The organism is Phytopseudomonas daroniae (genome assembly GCF_004327275.1).
In the GTDB taxonomy this organism is placed as follows: Bacteria; Pseudomonadota; Gammaproteobacteria; order Pseudomonadales; family Pseudomonadaceae; genus Aquipseudomonas; species Aquipseudomonas daroniae.
The window spans coordinates 865251-883604 of sequence record NZ_QJUJ01000001.1 but is presented as its reverse complement, the minus strand read 5'-3'; the positions used below and the strand labels follow the sequence as shown (position 1 = coordinate 883604).

15 protein-coding genes are annotated in these 18354 nt (G+C 63.9%); 11 read left to right on the top strand and 4 right to left on the bottom strand.

What is annotated here, in order from left to right:
- From sctJ to DNK10_RS04130, 10 genes are all read left to right on the top strand, one after another.
- Nucleotides 1-780, top strand: coding sequence for a type III secretion system inner membrane ring lipoprotein SctJ (gene sctJ / locus DNK10_RS04175; protein WP_131190668.1), 780 nt, complete (start codon nt 1-3; stop codon nt 778-780).
- Nucleotides 777-1403 carry a type III secretion protein gene (locus DNK10_RS04170; protein ID WP_131190667.1) on the top strand — a complete coding sequence of 209 codons (627 nt, stop codon included), beginning with the start codon at nt 777-779 and terminating at the stop codon, nt 1401-1403. Before sctJ ends, DNK10_RS04170 begins: the two co-directional genes overlap by 4 nt.
- On the top strand, nt 1400-1984 hold the full coding sequence (gene sctL / locus DNK10_RS04165; RefSeq protein ID WP_131178021.1) for a type III secretion system stator protein SctL: 585 nt from the start codon (nt 1400-1402) through the stop codon (nt 1982-1984). Before DNK10_RS04170 ends, sctL begins: the two co-directional genes overlap by 4 nt.
- Nucleotides 1981-3303 (top strand): FliI/YscN family ATPase, encoded by a 1323-nt coding sequence (locus tag DNK10_RS04160; RefSeq protein ID WP_131178020.1) that lies wholly within the window; start codon nt 1981-1983, stop codon nt 3301-3303. The genes sctL and DNK10_RS04160 overlap by 4 nt, the downstream gene beginning before the upstream one ends.
- The gene (locus DNK10_RS04155; RefSeq protein WP_131178019.1) at nt 3300-3779 is read left to right on the top strand and encodes a hypothetical protein; all 480 of its coding nucleotides are present in this window, start codon (nt 3300-3302) and stop codon (nt 3777-3779) included. The genes DNK10_RS04160 and DNK10_RS04155 overlap by 4 nt, the downstream gene beginning before the upstream one ends.
- Nucleotides 3776-4795, top strand: a complete 1020-nt coding sequence (gene sctQ / locus DNK10_RS04150) for a type III secretion system cytoplasmic ring protein SctQ (protein ID WP_165495940.1) — start codon at nt 3776-3778, stop codon at nt 4793-4795. Before DNK10_RS04155 ends, sctQ begins: the two co-directional genes overlap by 4 nt.
- Nucleotides 4796-4926: 131 nt before the next feature.
- Nucleotides 4927-5586: a type III secretion system export apparatus subunit SctR gene (gene sctR / locus DNK10_RS04145; RefSeq protein ID WP_042556778.1), complete on the top strand. Its 660-nt coding sequence runs from the start codon at nt 4927-4929 to the stop codon at nt 5584-5586.
- A gap of 3 nt (nt 5587-5589) precedes the next feature.
- Nucleotides 5590-5859: an EscS/YscS/HrcS family type III secretion system export apparatus protein gene (locus DNK10_RS04140; RefSeq protein WP_042556779.1), complete on the top strand. Its 270-nt coding sequence runs from the start codon at nt 5590-5592 to the stop codon at nt 5857-5859.
- 3 nt (nt 5860-5862) lie between these two features.
- Nucleotides 5863-6681 (top strand): type III secretion system export apparatus subunit SctT, encoded by an 819-nt coding sequence (gene sctT, locus DNK10_RS04135; RefSeq protein WP_131178017.1) that lies wholly within the window; start codon nt 5863-5865, stop codon nt 6679-6681.
- Complete coding sequence (locus tag DNK10_RS04130) at nt 6681-7736, top strand: EscU/YscU/HrcU family type III secretion system export apparatus switch protein (RefSeq protein WP_131190665.1); 1056 nt, start codon at nt 6681-6683, stop codon at nt 7734-7736. Before sctT ends, DNK10_RS04130 begins: the two co-directional genes overlap by 1 nt.
- A gap of 385 nt (nt 7737-8121) precedes the next feature.
- Here the strand turns inward: DNK10_RS04130 and DNK10_RS04125 are convergent, their stop codons facing one another.
- Nucleotides 8122-9849 (bottom strand): ATP-binding protein, encoded by a 1728-nt coding sequence (locus DNK10_RS04125; RefSeq protein ID WP_131190664.1) that lies wholly within the window; start codon nt 9847-9849, stop codon nt 8122-8124.
- 705 nt (nt 9850-10554) lie between these two features.
- Here DNK10_RS04125 and DNK10_RS04120 point away from each other — a divergent pair.
- Complete coding sequence (locus tag DNK10_RS04120) at nt 10555-13914, top strand: hypothetical protein (RefSeq protein ID WP_131190663.1); 3360 nt, start codon at nt 10555-10557, stop codon at nt 13912-13914.
- Nucleotides 13915-14153: 239 nt separating this feature from the next.
- Here the strand turns inward: DNK10_RS04120 and trmA are convergent, their stop codons facing one another.
- From trmA to DNK10_RS04105, 3 genes are all read right to left on the bottom strand, one after another.
- Nucleotides 14154-15251 (bottom strand): tRNA (uridine(54)-C5)-methyltransferase TrmA, encoded by a 1098-nt coding sequence (gene trmA, locus DNK10_RS04115; protein WP_131190662.1) that lies wholly within the window; start codon nt 15249-15251, stop codon nt 14154-14156.
- Between the two features lie 210 nt (nt 15252-15461).
- Complete coding sequence (locus DNK10_RS04110; protein ID WP_131178012.1) at nt 15462-16751, bottom strand: NCS2 family permease; 1290 nt, start codon at nt 16749-16751, stop codon at nt 15462-15464.
- Nucleotides 16752-16996: 245 nt separating this feature from the next.
- The gene (locus DNK10_RS04105) at nt 16997-18235 is read right to left on the bottom strand and encodes an MFS transporter (protein WP_131178011.1); all 1239 of its coding nucleotides are present in this window, start codon (nt 18233-18235) and stop codon (nt 16997-16999) included.
- Nucleotides 18236-18354: the final 119 nt, after the last annotated feature.

The window sequence follows — 18354 nt, the reverse complement described above, 5'->3', positions numbered from 1 at the left end:
ATGCGCGGGCATCCTCTTCGCTTGGTCGCGCTGTTGATGCTGACACTGTTGCTGCAGGCCTGTGACGGCATGGTGCTGTACAGCAACCTTGGCGAGCGTGAAGCCAACAGCATGGTCGCCGCATTGCTGCGCGAGGGTATCGCTGCTCAGCGTCAGGTGCAGGAAGATGGCCGCATCACCGTCAGCGTGCCTCAGGAGCGGCTGTCCGACGCCGTGGCCCTGCTCGACGAGGCCGGCCTGCCGCAGCAGCAGTTTTCCAACATGGGCGACGTGTTCAAGAACAACGGTCTGGTGTCCTCGCCGGTGCAGGAGCGGGCACAGATGGTTTACGCCCTGAGCGAGGAGCTGTCGCACACCGTGTCGCAGATCGACGGCGTGCTCTCGGCACGGGTACATGTGGTGCTGCCCGACAATGACCTGCTCAAGCGGGTGATCTCACCTTCATCGGCTTCGGTGCTGATCCGCTATGAGCCGGATACCGATGTCGACCAACTGATCCCGCAGATCAAGACCCTGGTGGCCAACGGTATCTCCGGGCTGAATTACGACGGCGTTTCGGTGACCGCGATCAAGGCGGCGATGCGCAACCTGCGTGACGATGCGCGGCCGCCGCTGAGCTCGTTCCTGGGCATCTGGATGCTCGATGAAAGCGTGTCGCGGGCACGTGCGCTGTTCTTCGGCGGGCTGCTCCTGCTGCTCGGCGTGGCCGGGGCGTTCGCCTGGTACCTGTGGCGTGAGCGCCAAGGGCAGGGCACCTACGTATTGAGGGAAAGCGAATGAGCCAGGCGTTGCGCGACGCCTGGCGCGCGCTGCTGGCTCAACCGATGCAATTCGTCGCTGAAGAGTGCCTCGAGGCCGCGCTGCTCGGTGCCGTGCCGCGTGAGCGAGTGATCGATCTGGCCAGGCAGCCACGCTTCGAGGCGCGCATCGGCGGCTTGCTGGCCTCCTATTACGGGCTGGAACCACTGGCGGGCGTCGGCCAGATTGCGGACGACGATCTGCCGGTGCTGCTCCTCTCTCGGCAGCGCTTCGCTCGTCTCGTCCTGTCCTGTGGTGCCTGCCAGCATGCCGACTCCCTGGCCCGGGAAATTCGCGGCCCGGTGGTGCAGAAGCTGCGTGCGCATCTCGGTGATGAGGTGTACGACCTGGCCGTGAGCTGGCGCGAGCCAGTGGTCGGCCAGCAGGCGATCATCGAAGACGATGCCCTGCTGGCAGCCATCGATCGTGATGGACAGCGTTGCGTGGATGCCTGGCTGGCCGCACAGCCTGCTCCGCTGCAGGCCTGGTTGCGCCTGCGCTTCGATCTGGCCGCGCCGCTGTCGACAGGCGGCGCCGAGGACATCCAGCGGGTACGCCAGGTGGCCTGCGCACTGACCTCCCATGAAGAGCAGGGCGCGGCATGAGCACGCTGCCGAGCAAACCGGGTCAGCGTATCGTGCGTGCCGAGCAGGCCGCGCAGTGGATCGACGGCTATGCCTTTCTGCAGGCCGCCCGCGAAGAAGCCGAGCGAACTCAGGGTGAATTGCAGCAACTGCGTGATCAGGCACGAGAAGAGGGCCTGGCTGCCGGGCGCGCGGAAGGTCAGCGCGAGGCCGCCGAGCTGCTGGCGCGCACGGCGGTGCAGGTCGATGACTACCTGGCCGGCCTGGAAGCGCAGATGACCGATCTGGCCCTGGGCATCGTCCGCCGGGTGATCGGTGAGCTGGATGACGGCACCCGCCTGGCGCTGTGCACACGGCAGGCATTGTCGGCCTTTCGTGAGGCGCAGCGGCTGCGCCTGCACGTCCGCCCCGCTCAGCTCGAAGCCGTGCGCGGACAACTGGTCGATCTCGGCGAGCGTCTGCAGGTGGAGGCGGATGACAGCCTTGCTGCCGGTCATGCCCGCCTGAGCAGCCCCCAGGCCAGCGTCGAGCTGGATCTGCACACCCAGCTCCAGGGGCTGCGTCAGGCGTTGTTGCCCGGCGTGCTGGAGGGCGGCGCATGAACGCACCCCTGCATGACCTGTTGCCGACCCTGGCCGCCCGGCTGGACGATGCGCAGCCGCGACCGTTGCGCGGGCGCATCCGCAGCATTCGCGGCACCTTGATTCAGGCCAGCGTGCCCAACGTCGGTATCGGCGAGTTGTGCCGCCTCAGCGATCCGGCCAGTGGGCGAGTGCTGACTGCCGAGGTGGTGGGGTTCGAGGGCGATGAGGCGATTCTCTCGCCGGTCGGTTCCCTGGAGGGGCTGTCGACCCGTACCGAAATCGTCGCCACCGGTGAGAACCAGAGCGTGCTGGTGGGCGATGCCCTGCTTGGCCGGGTGATCGGGCCGCTGGGCGATTGTCTGGATGGCGGCTCGCCGGTCAGTGGTTTGCAGCGCTATCCGCTGCAGGCCGAACCGCCTGCGCCGTTTTCCCGGCAACTGATCGAACGGCCGATGCCGCTGGGTATCCGCGCCATCGACGGTCTGCTCACCGTGGCGCGCGGCCAGCGCATGGGTATTTTCGGCGAGCCCGGTGTGGGCAAGTCGTCGCTGCTGGCGAGCATCGTGCGTCGCAGCGAGGCTGAAGTGATCGTCATTGGTTTGATCGGCGAGCGCGGGCGTGAGGTACGCGAGCTGCTCGACGTCCATCTGGGCGCCGAGGCCCGTGCGCGCACCGTCGCCGTGGTCGCCACCTCGGATCGCCCGGCCACCGAGCGGGTCAAGGCGGCGCTGGTGGCCACCGCCCACGCCGAGTATCACCGTGATCAGGGCCGCCATGTGCTGCTGTTGCTCGACAGCCTGACCCGCTTCGCCCGTGCCCAGCGCGAGATCGGCCTGGCTATCGGCGAGCCGCCGACCCGCCGTGGTTATCCACCGTCACTGTTTTCCGCCTTGCCGCGTTTGCTGGAACGCTCCGGGCCAGCGGCCACCGGGAGCATCACTGCGCTGTATACGGTTCTCACCGAAGGCGATGCGTCCCTCGACCCGGTGGCCGAGGAAGTGCGCTCGATCCTCGACGGCCACCTTGTGCTCAGCGCCGAGCTGGCCCAGCGCAACCATTTCCCTGCCATCGATGTGCTGCAGAGCCGCAGCCGCCTGATGGATCGCGTGGTCGAGCCCGAGCAGCGGCAACTGGCTGGCCACCTGCGTGCATTGATGGCGCGGCATGCCGACATCGAATTGCTGCTGCGCACCGGCGACTATGTGCCCGGCAGCGATCCTCTGGCCGACGAAGCCATCGCCCGGCACGCTGCCATCGAGCAGTTCCTGCGCCAGGATGCCAGCGAGCCGAGCAGCCTCGACGATACGCTACGCGCCCTGCGCAAGGTACTGGCATGAGCAGCGCCCACGCCGTGCAGCAACTGGATGAGCTGCGTCGCTTGCGTGAGCGCCGTGCCGAAGCGCAGTTGGCCAGTTGGCGCGTGCGTTGCCAGGAGGCGGCCGAGCGGCTGGCCGGGGCGCAAGCGGAGGTTCACGAGGCGCTGGCACTGCTCGAAGATGAAGCCCGGCAACTGCAGACCCTGCTCAGCGCCGGTGCGCTGCCGGTGGGGCGTTACCGCAGTGCGCTGGATCTGCTCGACGCGCTGGAGGCGCAGCGGGCCCATCTGGCGGAGCGGGCCAACGAGGCATCGCGGCACCTGGCCGACGTGCAGGCCAGCCGCGATCAGGCTCACCAGCTGTGGTTGCGTCGCCAGTTGCAATGCGAGGCGCTGGAGCCCTTGTTGCAACGCCATTACCGCACTCAGCAGCGGGCTGCCGAGGCGGTCGAGGAAAGCCTGGCCGAAGACCGTCCCCATGGAGCCACACGTCGATGAATTGTCTTCAGTCGTCGTTACCGGCGCCGTTGTTGCCGTCGTTGCCGCAGCTCGATGTCGCTCGGCAGGCCCTGCACAATCGCCTGCTGCGTCGTCGCCAGGCCTGGCAGGGGCAAGTGAATGGTGAGCGGTTCGAGGTCAGCATCATCAGCCAGTTGCCAGAAACGGACGCGGCCATCGTGCTGCCGGCGCGTCTCGGCCCGGCGGCGATGCAACTGCACCTGGATGCGCCACTGCTCGAACGACTGCTGGCGCCCCTCGACCTGCAGCGGGATTTCCACAGCCTGCCGCAGCCCTTGCAGAGCGTACTGCTCGAGCAGGCGTTATTGCCCTGGATCGAACCACTCGAACAGGAGCTGGGCGAGGCGCTGAGTCTGGGTGCCGACGCGCAGCCCTGGGACTTCATGCTGACCCTGCAACTGAGCGAGCAGGGTACGCGGCTGGGCGTGCTGGGCCTGGGGCTGAGCGCCGTTGCCGGCGAAACCGTTGCCAGGTTGCTGGAGCGCCACCTGCAGCCGGCGCGCCATCCGCTGCCGGCGCTGCATCTGGGCTTGTCGCTGCAGCGCGGTTGGCAATCGTTGAGCCTGGCCGAGCTGCGCAGCCTGCAGCCGGGCGATGTACTGATGCTCGATTGTCCGCCGGGCGCCGATGGCCTGCTGGTGCTCGCCGATGGCCGCCGTCAGGCCCGTTTCAAACGCCAGCAGTCCCGCCTGGAACTGCTCGAAGCCTTGCAACCGATCAACCCGAACACGGAGAACCCCATGGGGCATGACGCCGATGATGCGCAACTGGACGATGTGCCACTGACGGTGATCTGTCAGATCGGCAGCCTGGAAATGCCCCTGGGGCAACTGCGCGAACTGGGCGAGGGCAGTGTGCTGGCCCTGCCGGAAGGCGATTCGCAGCGGGTCGAGCTGATGGTCAACGGCCGCTGCGTGGGGCGCGGCGAGCTGGTCGCCATCGGTGATGGCCTGGGTGTGCGCCTGACCCGCTTTGCCAGCCTATCAGGCTGCTGAAAAAACTACCTGCGTTGCCATCGCGGCGTTAAAAAGAGGCTCGAAATGCTCATTTACACCAGTAAACTCCGCTTCCTCACCTCTTTTTGCCTTGCGCTGGCTGCCTCGCCTACGTTTTTCAGTAGCCTGCTATGACGGATTACCAGCCGAACCTGCTGGAAATCATCCTGGTCGTTACCACGATCGGGCTGATTCCCCTGGCGGTGGTGACCCTGACCGGCTTCCTGAAGATATCCGTGGTGCTGTTCCTGATCCGCAACGCCCTGGGCGTGCAGCAGACGCCGCCGAACCTAGTGCTCTACGGCATCGCCCTGATCCTCGCGGTGTACGTGACCACGCCGCTGATCGGCGAGATGTATCGCGAGGTGGAGGGCCGCTCGATCAGTCTGCAGAACGCCGAGGAATTGCGCGAGCTGGGGGACGCTCTGCATGCACCCCTGCAGACGCACCTGTCACGCTTCGCCAACCCCTCCGAGCGCGCGTTCTTCGTGCAGGCCACGGAGACCGTCTGGTCCGAGGAGGCCCGCGCCGATCTGCGCGACGATGATCTGGTGGTGCTGATTCCGGCGTTCGTCAGCTCCGAGCTGACCCGCGCCTTCGAAATCGGCTTTCTGCTGTACATCCCCTTTCTGGTGATCGACCTGCTGGTGGCCAACGTGCTGATGGCCATGGGCATGATGATGGTGTCGCCGACGCTGATCTCGATCCCCCTGAAGATTTTTCTGTTCGTCGCCGTCAGCGGCTGGTCACGGCTGATGCACGGCCTGATCCTCAGTTACGGAGGAGGATGAAGCATGGGTCAGGATGTATTTCTCTCGTTGATGAAGCAGGCGTTGATGACCGTGCTGCTGCTCAGCGCGCCGGCGCTGGGCGTGGCGATCCTCATCGGCCTGGGCGTCGGCCTGTTGCAGGCGTTGACGCAGATTCAGGATCAGACCCTGCCGCAGGCGGTGAAGCTGGTGGCCGTGCTGCTGGTGCTGGTGCTGATCGGCCCGTTGCTGGCGACCCAGGTGGCGGCGCTGGCCAGTCACGTGCTGGACAACTTCCCCGCCTGGACACGCTAGGGCATGGATGCCGACATCGGCCTGGGTATCGCCGAGATCGCCTACCCGGTGATCTCGGCGGCGGCCCTGGCGGTATGTCGGGCGCTGGGCCTGGTGTTCATCACCCCGGCGTTCAACCGCCTGGGGCTGACCGGGATGATCCGCAGTTGCGTGGCCGTGGCGATCTCGGCGCCGATGTTCCTGCCGGCCTTTTCCGCGCTGACCGCACTGGAGGATTACGGCAGCTTCTTTCTCGCCGGTCTGATGGTCAAGGAGTTCCTCATCGGGGTGACCGTGGGCCTGCTGTTCGGTATTCCGTTCTGGGCCGCCGAGGTAGCTGGCGAACTGGTCGATCTGCAGCGCGGCTCGACCATGGCGCAACTGGTGGATCCATCCGGTGCCGGCGAGTCCGGGGTTACCGCGACCCTGCTCAGCGTCACCCTGATCACCCTGTTCTTCATGTCCGGCGGTTTCATTCTGATGGTCGACGGTTTCTATCACAGCTACCAGCTATGGCCCGTCACCGCGTTCACCCCGGTGATCGCCAGCTCGGCGCTGGAGGCGGTGCTGGCGATTCTCGACCAGGTGATGCGCATCGGCGTGCTGATGGTGGCACCGCTGATCATCGCCCTGCTGGTGGCCGACATGATGCTCGCCTACCTGTCGCGCATGGCGCCGCAGATGAATATCTTCGACCTCTCGCTGTCGGTGAAGAACCTGATCTTCACCTTCCTGATGGTGCTCTATTGCGGCTTCCTGATCCCGCTGATGCTCGAGCAACTGGCCGAGTTCCGCGGCACCGTCGAGGTACTCAAGACCCTCTCCGGCTTTGGTGAACCCTAGTGGCGGGCAATAGCGGCAGCGAGGAAAAATCTCAGCCGGCCTCCGACAAGAAACTGCGTGAGGCCCGCCAGAAGGGCCAGGTCTCGAAGAGCCAGGACATGGTCTCGGCGGTGGTGCTGCTCGGCTGCACGGTGTGCATCGCCTTTCTCGCCGGTATCGCCGAGTCGCGGGTGCGCGGCTTGCTCGATCTGGCGGCGACCATCTATGTCGAACCCTTCGCCACGGTCTGGCCGCGCTTGCTGGAGAGTGCCCAGCAGGTGCTGTTGCGCACCGCCTTGCCGATCCTCGGGGTAACCGTGGTGTGCGTGGTGCTCACCAATATCGTGACCATGCGCGGCGTGCTGTTCTCCGGCGAGCCGATCAAGCCGGATATCGCACGCATCAACCCGATCGAAGGGGCCAAGCGCATCTTTTCCATGCGCAACGTCATCGAGTTTCTCAAGAGCCTGTTCAAGGTGCTGATGCTGTCGATCGCCTTCTACGTGGTCGGGCGCATCGCCCTGCAGGCGCTGATGGAGTCGTCGCGCTGTGGGGCGGGGTGCATCGAGTCGGTGTTCTTCCTGTTGCTCAAACCGCTGGTGGCCACGGTCATCGTCACTTACCTGGTGATCGGCATCGTCGACGTGCTGCTGCAGCGCTGGCTGTTCCAACGCGAGATGCGCATGACCCGCAGCGAGCAGAAGCGCGAGCGCAAGGACATGGACGGTGACCCGCTGATCAAGCGCGAACGCCAGCGCCAACGCCGCGAGATGCAGACCCTGAGCAGCCGCAAGGTCGGTATCGCCCATGCCACGCTGATGATCGGCAGCGAGGAGGGCTGGCTGGTCGGCGTGCGCTATGTGCGTGGTGAAACCCCGGTGCCGGTGCTGGTGTGCATCGCCCCGGCGCAGGAGGCGAAAGCCTTGCTGGCCCAGTCGGTGAGCCTGGGAGTGCCGCGTAGCGCCGATGCCAAACTGGCTGCCGAGATCGCCAAACGTGCGGTGAAGGGCGAGCCGATCCCGGCCAATACCTTCCAGCCGGTGGCCGATGCTCTGGTTGCGGCGCGATTGATCTGAAGGCCAGGGTGTGACCTCGCAATCAGCGTTGCCAGCGATGGCTGAAAAAGTCGCAAGCGGCCGTAGGGTGGACAACGCTCTTTTTGTCCACCATTGCGATTGAAGAGCGGTGGAAGGGTAAAGCGTCTTCCACCCTACTAACTGGAACCGTGATTGCGTCAGTTGCAGGACGTATAGAAGGGAGTGTGTCTTGCCGTAGGTTATGACAAACGATGGGTGGTTCGGCCGCTGGGGAGGGGATTTTCACCAGAATTCGCGGCGCTGAGCCGCCCGAGCTGGTTACGAGGATTAGCCAGGGATTTGATAGGTACGCCGGGAGGCTGCGGTACTGTCAGGTCTGTCGTGGCGGCCGCCTTCCGGCCACGATGTCCCGATCTTTTTCCGCTCAGCGTACCTGGTAGCGCAGTGTTTCCGGTTGCGTTGGTTGTTCCACCCGCGGGCGCGATGAGCGATCCCGGTAAGGGCCAAGGCCGAGTGCCGCCAGGGTCAGCTCCAGGCCCAGCGACTGGTTGCCTTCGGTGGAGCAGGCCCAGGTCAGCGCCGAGCGGATGGTGTCGCTTTCCGCGCCGTAGAGGTTCTTCCAGGCCTCGGGCACCACGGCATCGAGCTGGCTCGCTGCCTTTTTCACCACCGCCAGGGCATAGGCCGCATGCCGGGCGACGATGCGTTGGGTCGTGCCTGTCTGCTCGAGTTTTTCCAGGGCATAGAGGCGCTCGGTCTTGGGCATCTGGTAGTACTTCAGCGTGTCGTCGCGGTGAGCGATCAGCAGCGATTTATCCACCAGGCTTTCGATCAGTGGCAACGGGTCGCCGGCCAGTTGCTCGTCGCCCTCGACGATGGCGCGCACGGCATTGAGGGTGAAGGTGCCATTGAAGATCGCCACCAGGCGCAGCATCGCCTGCTCGGCGGGCGGCAATGTCTGGTACGACCAGTCCAGCGTCGCCCGTAACGAGCGGTGCCGCGATGGTGCGGTACGACGGCCTTCCATCTGCAGGCGGAAATCGCCATCCAGCAGTTCGGCCAACGGTGCCAGGCCGAAGGCGCTGACGCGGGTCGCGGCGATTTCGATATCCAGGGGGATGCCGTCAAGCTTGCGGCAGATGCTGATCACGTCCGCCACGTTGCCGTCGTCGAGGCTGAAGGCCGTATCGCTGGCCTGCACCCGTTCGACGAACAGTTCGATGGCCGGGTAGGCCAGAGCCTGCTCGCTGCTCGGCTGTTCACTGGCCGCCGGCAACTGTAATGGCAGCAGGCGTTCGACCTGCTCGCCTGCGGTGCGCAGCGGTTCGCGGCTGGTGGTGAGGATGGTGCAGTCGGGCGTCCACTTGAGCAGGGTTTCCACCACCAGGGCGGTGCCATCCAGCGCCTGTTCGCAGTTATCCAGGATCAGCAACTGACGACGTTGCTGCAGGTGCTGCACGACGTCACGCAATGGGTCGCTGCCAGGTCGCAGGCCGAGCGCCTCGGCCAGGGCATGGGGGATGCGGTTGTCGTCCTCGGTTTCACTGAGGTCGACAAAGCAGGTGCCGTGGGGCATCTCACTGGCCAGTTGGTTGCCCAGCGCCAGGGCGACGGTACTCTTGCCGATGCCGCCAGGGCCGACCAGAGAGATCAGGCGAGTCTGCTGCAGTTGCTCGCTCAGGCGCTGGATCACCGCATCGCGGCCCAGCGGCCGGGTGATCAGGCTGGGCAGCGACTGCAAGCGCTCCACGGATGGCTCGTTGCAGGCTTCGTAAAGCTCTGTGCGCGCCACGAAGCGATAACCACGGCCAGGAACGGTGACGATGTATTCGAAGCCGTTTTCGTCTTCGCCGAGCACCCGACGCAGCGCGACGATCTGCGCTCGCAGGTTGCATTCTTCGACGATGACCTTGGGCCATGCGCAGGCGATCAGTTCGGATTTTTCAAGCAACTCGCCAGAGCGCGAGGCCATGGCAATGAGCAAGTCCAGTGCGCGGCTGCCCAGGCTTATCGGCTCACCATTCTTCAACAGCAAATGCTGGCGCGGATAGAGGGTGAAAGCGCCGAAACGCAAGGCGCCTTCGCTGCTGAATGGTGCATGGTCATAAGGCGTATCGGTCGGCGTGGTGGCGCCGAGAGTGGTCGAATACATGCCTATAGTCCCTCGAGGGTTATGGTTGTTGTACGCACTTGCACAGGCTGCGCGTAAGCGCGCCAAGTCATGCTCGGGTTCGGCTCGTGTGGCGGCCCGACGAAGCGGGTGCTGACGAAGCGTGCCAGTACGGCAGTTTGAATAGGCAAGAAAGAATCCCCCAAAACGTTGTTTGTTTTTGTATATCACCGCATCGCTACAAAGCGGTGTCGATCAGAGGCAGGGGTATACCTCGCAATTAGCGTGCCGCGATGAGTCGTGACTGGATGGTCGCTAACTGATTGATTGTCAATGGCGGGTACAGTTCAGCAACGAGCGGGCGTTCGGTAAATCGGATGGAGCCTGGAAGCCCGTTCGGAAATCCGTGCGATGCAAGGTCGGCGGAACCTGGATAAGGATGCATGTCGCGGTACTCCTGAAGGTTCGTTCAGCGCCGTCCACGTTTCCTGTTAAGGGGCATGAGGCGCTGTGAAAAGCTGCGAAATCCGTGGCGATCAGGTTGTTACATCAATGTGACGATTGCTTGAATGAGGAAATCGCAGGTGACGCCTTTTTGCGTGCACCGTTCTCGTTTTCGTCAATCAGCGAGTCGGCACGCGCATGCCTGCGCCGTTCAACCAAGTGCCATAGCCACTCTCTTTCGCACAAGGATCGCCATCCGGTTTTGCGACCTTGTCCACTTATCGAGCCGGAGCGCAGACGCCGATGAGCACCATCGATACGACAACACCAGAACGCGTAACCGGGCAGACCGGCAATAGCGATTTCGACGACAAGCTGCGCGAGGCTCAGAGCAAGGGTGGGCAGCTCGACAAGGAAGGCATCGCCGCCTACAAGGAGCACCGCGGCCCCTATCTGGACGGCAAGCCGCCGCTGGCCGAGAGCAATCACCAGTGGAAGGAAGAAGACATCACCAATGTCGAGAGCGAATGGCTGTCCTCCAGCGGCCATCGCCTGATGCTGTGGGATGACCTGCTGCTGGTGACCATGAAGAACGGCGATCAGGTACTGGTACATGCCGGCGTCAATCCACGCCTGCACCAGGTGGCCAAGGAGAAGATGGATGGCGGTGACGTAAGCGGGCCACCGGCCTGGACGGAGAAGGATCTGTCCGACGAGCAGAAGCTCTGGCTCGGCCAGCGCGAGGCCGGCGGCTTCACCGTGGTCACCTCGGCGGATCAGATACCCGAACTGGGTGATCTGCGCTTCATCGAAGAAGGCTATCTCGACCAGAGCGCTGCGGTGTATTACCCATCCAACGGTTTCCAACTGACCGTCGACCACGATGGCATCTACGTCGAGAACGGCACGGCGCTGTTCACCACGGCGGACGGCAAGGGTTATGCCGTTTCCAAGGAGCTGTCGCCGGAGGCCTACGAAAAGGTCAAGGAGCTTGCTGAAACGCGGGACAAGATCGAGAAGAAGCTCGAAGACGGCGATTACAAGGTGATGAACGCCCGCGACGATATTCCCGTGGTCACCGACGACACCAAGGTGGAAACCCTGGCGCCGGGCGTCAAGGCGGTGGAGACGCCGCGCCGCGGCAAGTTCATCGTCATCGAGAGCGTCACCCCCGAGCATTTCGCCAACCTCGAAGGCACTCAGGTGGAAAAGCAGCAGGGCGCCGTGGACAAGGCCTTCGAGGATCGTGACCTGCCACCGGCGAAAGACACCGACCTGATGCAGGCCGAGACCTCCGAAAAGAAGGATGGCAAGCCGAAGTCGGTGGGCGAGCTGTATTACGAGAAGCTCAAGGAGGAATACAAGGACAAGCCCGACGACTCGAAGGAGGCCAAGTACCTGCGCCTGCTCGAGGCGCGGGCCATGCTCAATGGCGGCTTCCAGTTCCTGCCCTACATCACCCAGAACGGCATTTTCAACAGCACCACCACCAGCTATGGCAAGGATCCCAAGGAGATGAGCCCGGCCGACATGCGCGGCCTGGTCGACGAGGGTGCGCTGGGTGAGGAACTGCTCAAACTGATGACCGATCCGGATATCGCCGCCGACAACGATCGCCTGCTCAAGGAAGCGATCGACAAGGTGGAGGACAAGGAAGGCTTCAAGGACAAGCTGGCCGAAACACTACGTGACCCCGAGTACAAGAAGGCTCTGGAAGCGCTGGAGAAGGACAACCCCGAGGGTGCTGCGGCACGCTATTCCTCCGATATGCAGTCGCTGAGCCTGCTCGACCCGGAGTTGGCCGCGCAGGTCGACACCGAATTCAAGTTCGGCATTCCCATCGAGCAGCTCAACGAGTTGTACAAGGATGGTGTCGAGGGGGTGGGCGAAGAAGCCGTCGACAAGGCCACCAGCGATGCCGTCACCACCGTGCTGACGACGCTGTTGACCAACGTTGCCGGGGCCAAGCGCGGCGCCGATATCTTCAATTACTACTTCGGTGGCGGCAAGGAAAAGGGGCAGGCCAAGCCCGAGCTGAGCGCCGAGGAGCAGAAGGTCGTCACGGCTGCCCAGGATTCTCGCGAGCCACTGACGCAGTTGCTCAAGGGCAAGGCCACGGAGATGATCAACGATCCTTCCGGGCAGTCCGGGGCGATCACCAAGAAGGATATCGACAAGGCCCTGGACAAGGTGCCGCTGGACAAGCGCGAGGGTGTCGCCGGAATGATCGGCAAGCTGGCCAAGACCGGCGTGCTCAGTTCCACCGTCGGCCTGATCTCGATGATTTCCGGGATCTACAAGCTGGCCGATGGCGGGCTGAATTTCGGCGAGACGGCACCGGAGCGCATCGAAGCGGCAAAGAATTTCGTCACCACCATCAGCGTCATCTCGCCGATGGCGACCATGGTCACCGGGGCGTACGAGGAAATATTCCGCAAGCCGGGCGTTGCCGACTCCCTAGGTCTGGGCAAGAGCCTCAAGGAAACCGTCTGGGACAAGCATTTCCCACCCAAGGAAAGCGCTGGCACGCCACCCTCCATTGAGCTCAAGGAGCTGCCGGAGATCGATCTCGGCAAGAATTTCACCGCAGATAATTTCTGGGCCGACTTCGACAGTACCACGCGGGGTTCGCGGCCGTCGGTGGAGGATCTGATCCAGGAGCTGCCGGAGGAAAGCCGCGAGCAGGTGCTGAAGAATATCGACAAGGTCGCCGAAGCCAACCCGGAGCTTGCCAAGGTGCCCAAGGCCGATCGACTGCGCTGGGTCGGTGGTGCGTTGTCGACCATCGGCGGCATGGCCGATGTGGCTGGCGGGGTGCTCGACCTGGTGCTTGGCGGTATGGGCATCGACAAACTGCGCAAGGAGGGCGGCACACCCGAGGAGTTCGCCGCCAAGAGCCTGCAGATTGTTTCCGGGGTTTCCGGGTTGGTCATGGGTGGCGCAGGGCTGGCTTCGGCGATCGGTGTCGGCTCGGCGGTCACCGCCGGTATCGTTGGCGCGGCTGCCGGTGCCGTAGGCGCGGTGCTGGGCTTTATCGGCGCGATCATCGGCGGAGTGATTGCGCTGAAGAAGAGCGAGGAAACGGTCAAGAAAGTCCGTGAACATTTCCAGCAGCTGGAAAAGGATGGCGTACTGGAAAAGGAATGGGGCGACAAGCTCAACTACCTGATCCACATGAGCTACGAGTACAAGTATTACGAAGGCAAGTACGAGGATCGCTTCGACGCCTGGTACCCCGAGGATATCCCGGTCTGGGAAGCCCAGCCCGAGCACTTCAAGGAGTTCACCGAGAAGGTCGAGAAGGACGGGCGTATCGACGATGACTGGTTCAGCGACAACATGAAGGATCTGGTCACCTACAACAGCAAGTTCGACGCCGAGTTTTATCGCGAGAACAAGGACAAGATCGACCGCATCGTCGACAACTGGGAACAGTGGCAGGGCAGCGACGATATCGTCAGCGACAAGGATTTCAACAAGCTGCTCAAGGGCGACGACCGCTTCGACAACTCCAAGGAAGACATCGAAGCCGTGCAGTTCCTGATGGATAACAAGGAATTCTTCGAGTTCCTCGACACCATCCGCTTCCACCCCAACAACACCAAGGCCGACGGCAAGATCAGTCGCAAGGACGTCGACAAGTGGCTGGAGCAGGTGAGCTGATAGGGGGTTATGGCTGTTTCAAGGCGGAAGCGGCCGGTCGGTGACTCGCGTTGAACCATGGATCACGGCCTTCGGCCCCGGATTACGCCTGCGGCTAATCCAGGTTACGTTCTACGGTCTTAAAGGCGCAAACGGCCATTCGTAGGGTGGACGACGCTTCATCCGTCCACCACTCTGCGATCGCAATGGTGGATGAAAAGAGCGTCATCCACCCTACGAGGTGAGCGGCCGCTTACGCCTTAATTGCGCCGAACCAGCAACACACCCGACTCCATATGGTGGGTATAGGGGAACTGGTCGAACAGGGCGCAGCGCTCGATGCGGTGGGTGTCGTGCAACTGGGCGATGTTCTGCGCCAGGGTTTCCGGATTGCAGGAGATGTACAGGATGCGCTCGAAGCGGCGGGTCAGCTCACAGGTGTCGGTATCCATGCCGGCGCGGGGCGGGTCGACGAACACGCTGCCGAAGTCGTAGCTCTTCAGATCGATCTCGGCCAGGCGGCGGAACGGGCGTACCTCGTTGAGCGCCTCGGTCAGTTCCTCGGCGGACAGGCGCACCAGGGTGACGTTGTCGATACCGTTGTCGGCCAGGTTGGCCAGGGCGGCGTTGACCGAGGTCTTGCTGATCTCGGTGGCCAGCACCTTGCGCACGCGGGTGGCCAGCGGCAGGGTGAAGTTGCCGTTGCCGCAGTACAGCTCCAGCAGGTCGTCGTCGCGCTGGCCGAGTGCGTCGTGGGCCCAGCCGAGCATCTTCTGGCACACCTCGCCATTGGGCTGGGTGAAGGCGCCTTCAGGCTGGCGGTAGCGGAAGGTGTGGCCAGCCACTTCGAGGCGCTCTTCCACGTAGGGACGTCCGACCACGATGCGCTTGCCCCGCGAGCGGCCGACGATGCTCACTTCCAGTTCATCGGCGAGCACCTGGGCGGCGGCTTCCCAGGCGTCGTCCAGAGGGCGGTGGTAGCAAAGGGTGATCAGCGCATCGCCGGTCAGGGTGGTGAGGAATTCCACCTGGAACAGCTTGAAACCCAGCGTCTGGCTGGCCTGCCAGGCGGCCTTGAGGCGCGGCATCAGCTCATTGATGCGCAGGCTGGCGATGGGGAAGTCTTCGAAGAAGATCGGGCTGTGCTTGTCGCCGGCCTCGAACATCGCATAGTGACGATTCTCGCTGCCGGCTTCGCGCCACAGGCGGAACTCGGTACGCAGGCGGTAGTACTCGCGTGGCGACTCGAACACCTCGGGCTCTGGTGCGGCAAAGGGCGCCAGCAGCTCCACCAGGCGGGCCTTCTTCTCGGCGAGTTGGGCGTCGTAGGCGGCGGGGTCGAATGCGGGACGGCTCATCGGTCACTCGTGCGGCAGGAAAACGGGGCGCCATTGTAGCGATTCCGTTGCCAGAGTGCCGTCACCGTCGATCATCGGTGCCACGGGACGCGGAGCATCCGGGGAGGTGTTCCCACGCAGAGCGTGGGAACGATCAATTCCTGCTGGTGAAGGCTCGCGAGCTAGAGTCTGTTTTTAACGCAGCAGGGCCGACGCGCAGCAGCCTTCTGTTCAGAACAGCGCCAGCTTGATCACGCAGAAGACAGCCAGCGCCACCAGCATGCCGTTGAGCTCGCGCCAGCGGCCGGCCAGGCTCTTGGCGACGACCCAGGTGATGAAACCGAAGGCGATGCCGGTGGCGATGGAATAGGTCAGCGGCATGGCCAGGGCGGTGACCACCACGGGCGCGGCCACGGTGATGTCGCTCCATTCGATCTCGGCCATCCCCGAGGCCATCAGCACGGCGACGAATAGCAATGCCGGTGCGGTGGCGAAGGCTGGCACGCTGCCGGCCAGCGGGGCGAAGAACAGGGCGAGCAGGAACAGTACGGCAACCACGATGGCGGTCAGGCCGGTGCGGCCGCCGGCACTGACGCCAGCCGCCGACTCGATGTAGCTGGTGGTGGTCGAGGTGCCCAGCAGCGAGCCGCCCAAGGCCGCGGTGCTGTCGGCGATCAGTGCGCGACCCATCTTCGGCAGGTGACCGTCCTTGCGCATCAGCCCGGCTTTCTTGGCTACGGCGATCAGGGTGCCGGAGTTGTCGAACAGGTCGACGAACAGGAAGGCGAAGATCACGCTGATCAGGCCGACGTCCAACGCACCGGCGATATCCAGCTGCATGAAGGTCGGCGCCAGGGACGGCGGCATCGACACCAGGCCACCGAACTCGCTGACACCGAGCAGAATGCTCAACAGCGTGACCAGCAGAATGCTGATCAGTACCGCGCCGGTCACGCGCAGCGCTTCCAGGCCGATGATCAGGAAGAAACCAAGGATCGCCAGCAGCGCCGCAGGCGAGCCCAGGTCACCGAGGCCGACCATGGTCGCCGGGTTGGCGGCGACGATGCCGGCGTTCTGCAGGGCGATCAGCGCCAGGAACAGGCCGATGCCGGCGGCAATCGCCGAGCGCAGTTCCAGGGGGATGCTGTTGATGATCCACTCGCGGATCTTGAAGATCGACAGCAGGAAGAACAGGCACGCCGACAGGAACACCGCACCCAGTGCGACCTGCCAGGTGTGGCCCATGCCCATCACCACGGTGTAGGTGAAAAAGGCATTGAGGCCCATACCGGGCGCCAGGGCGATCGGGTAGTTGGCGATCAGGCCCATGACGGCCGAACCGAAGGCCGCCGCGAGGCAAGTGGCGACGAACACCGCACCCTTGTCCATGCCCGTCTCGCCGAGAATGCTCGGGTTGACGAAGAGGATGTAGGCCATGGTCAGGAAGGTGGTGACCCCGGCGAGAATCTCCGTGCGAACCGTGGTGTTGTGTGCTCTGAGTTGGAACAGTCTTTCCAGCATGCCGGGGCTCCCGATGGCAGCGACGCGCGTTGAATGGCAGGGGGCAAGCAAAGCACATCATGTGCCAGATCGCGCAAGCGCGGCATCATAGCCGCTCGTTCAGGCTCGGTGAATATATGACCGGATAGAGCGCTTTCAATTTTTCTCCGGCGCTACCGGGAGCGCGCATTTCTAGTGCGCGGCATGGCGCGCTACGACGCCCGTCGTGCGGGATATCCGCAGCAATCCGTTACCGCGAATCGACCCTACGCTTTCTCTCTTTCCACCAGTGGCGTGTGCATATGGTCGCGGGTGGAAAGCGCCGGGAACAGCTTGATCCACAGGGCGCTGATGGCGATGGCGCCGAAGCCGCCAATCAACACGGCCGGCACGGTGCCGAACCAGGCGGCGCTGACCCCGGCGCGGAAATCACCGAGCTGGTTGGAGGCGCCGATGAACAGGCCGTTCACGGCACCAACCCGGCCACGCATGTCGTCCGGCGTCTGCAACTGCACGAAGGCACCGCGGATCACCATGCTGACCATGTCCGCCGCGCCGAGCAGCACCAGGGTCGCCAGGCTGAACCACAGCGAGGTGGACAGGCCGAAACCGATGGTCGCCACTCCGAAGATCGCCACCGAACCGAGAATCACCGGGCCGACCCGGCGTTCGATGGGGTGACGTGCCAGCCAGATCGACATCAGCAGCGCGCCCACCGCTGGCGCCGAGCGCAGCAGGCCGAGGCCCCAGGGGCCGGTGAGCAGGATATCCTTGGCGAACACCGGTAGTAGCGCGGTGGCGCCACCGAGCAGGACGGCGAACATGTCCATGGAGATCGCGCCGAGCACTTCCGGGCGGCTACGGATAAAGCGGAAACCGGCCAGCAGCGACTCCACCGAAATCTTCTGCTTCAGCGGTTTCTGCTGCGACGGCAGGCTGAGCATCAGGCTCAGCGCGATCAGATACAGCCCCACGGCCGGGCCGTAGACCCAGCCCGGCGCGATGGCGAACAGCACACCGCCAAGGGCAGGGGAGACGATGGTGGCGGTCTGCATTGCCGAACTGGACGCCGCCACCGCTGCAGGGAACAGGCCGGGCGGCACGATGTTCGGCAACAGCGCCTGGGTAGTGGGCATTTCGAAGGCCCGCGCCGTGCCCATCATGAAGGCGATGACGAAGATCATTTCGCGGGTCAGGCTGCCCGTGCTGGTGCCGATCAGCAACGTAATGGCGACCACGGCCTGGCCACACTGGCACAGAGCGGCCACCTTGCGGCGATCGAAGCGGTCGGCGACATGCCCGGTCAGCAGGATGAAGAGAATTTTCGGCAGGAACTCCACCAGGCCGACCAGCCCCAGGTCGAGCACATTGCCGGTGAGGCTGTACATCTGCCAGCCGATGGCCACGGTAAGCATCTGGAAGCCGCTGGCGGTGAACACGCGCGCCAGCCAGAAACGAATGAAAGGCGTGTGGTGACGCAGCAGCAACTGACCATGAACGGACATTGGAATACTTAGGCGGCTAACAACGGCCGGCCAGACTAGCACGTCCGCTGTAACATTTGGATGCAAGAAGCTGTGGGTTGTGCCTGGATGCCGACGGATTCCAGGTAAAGGGCGCAGCG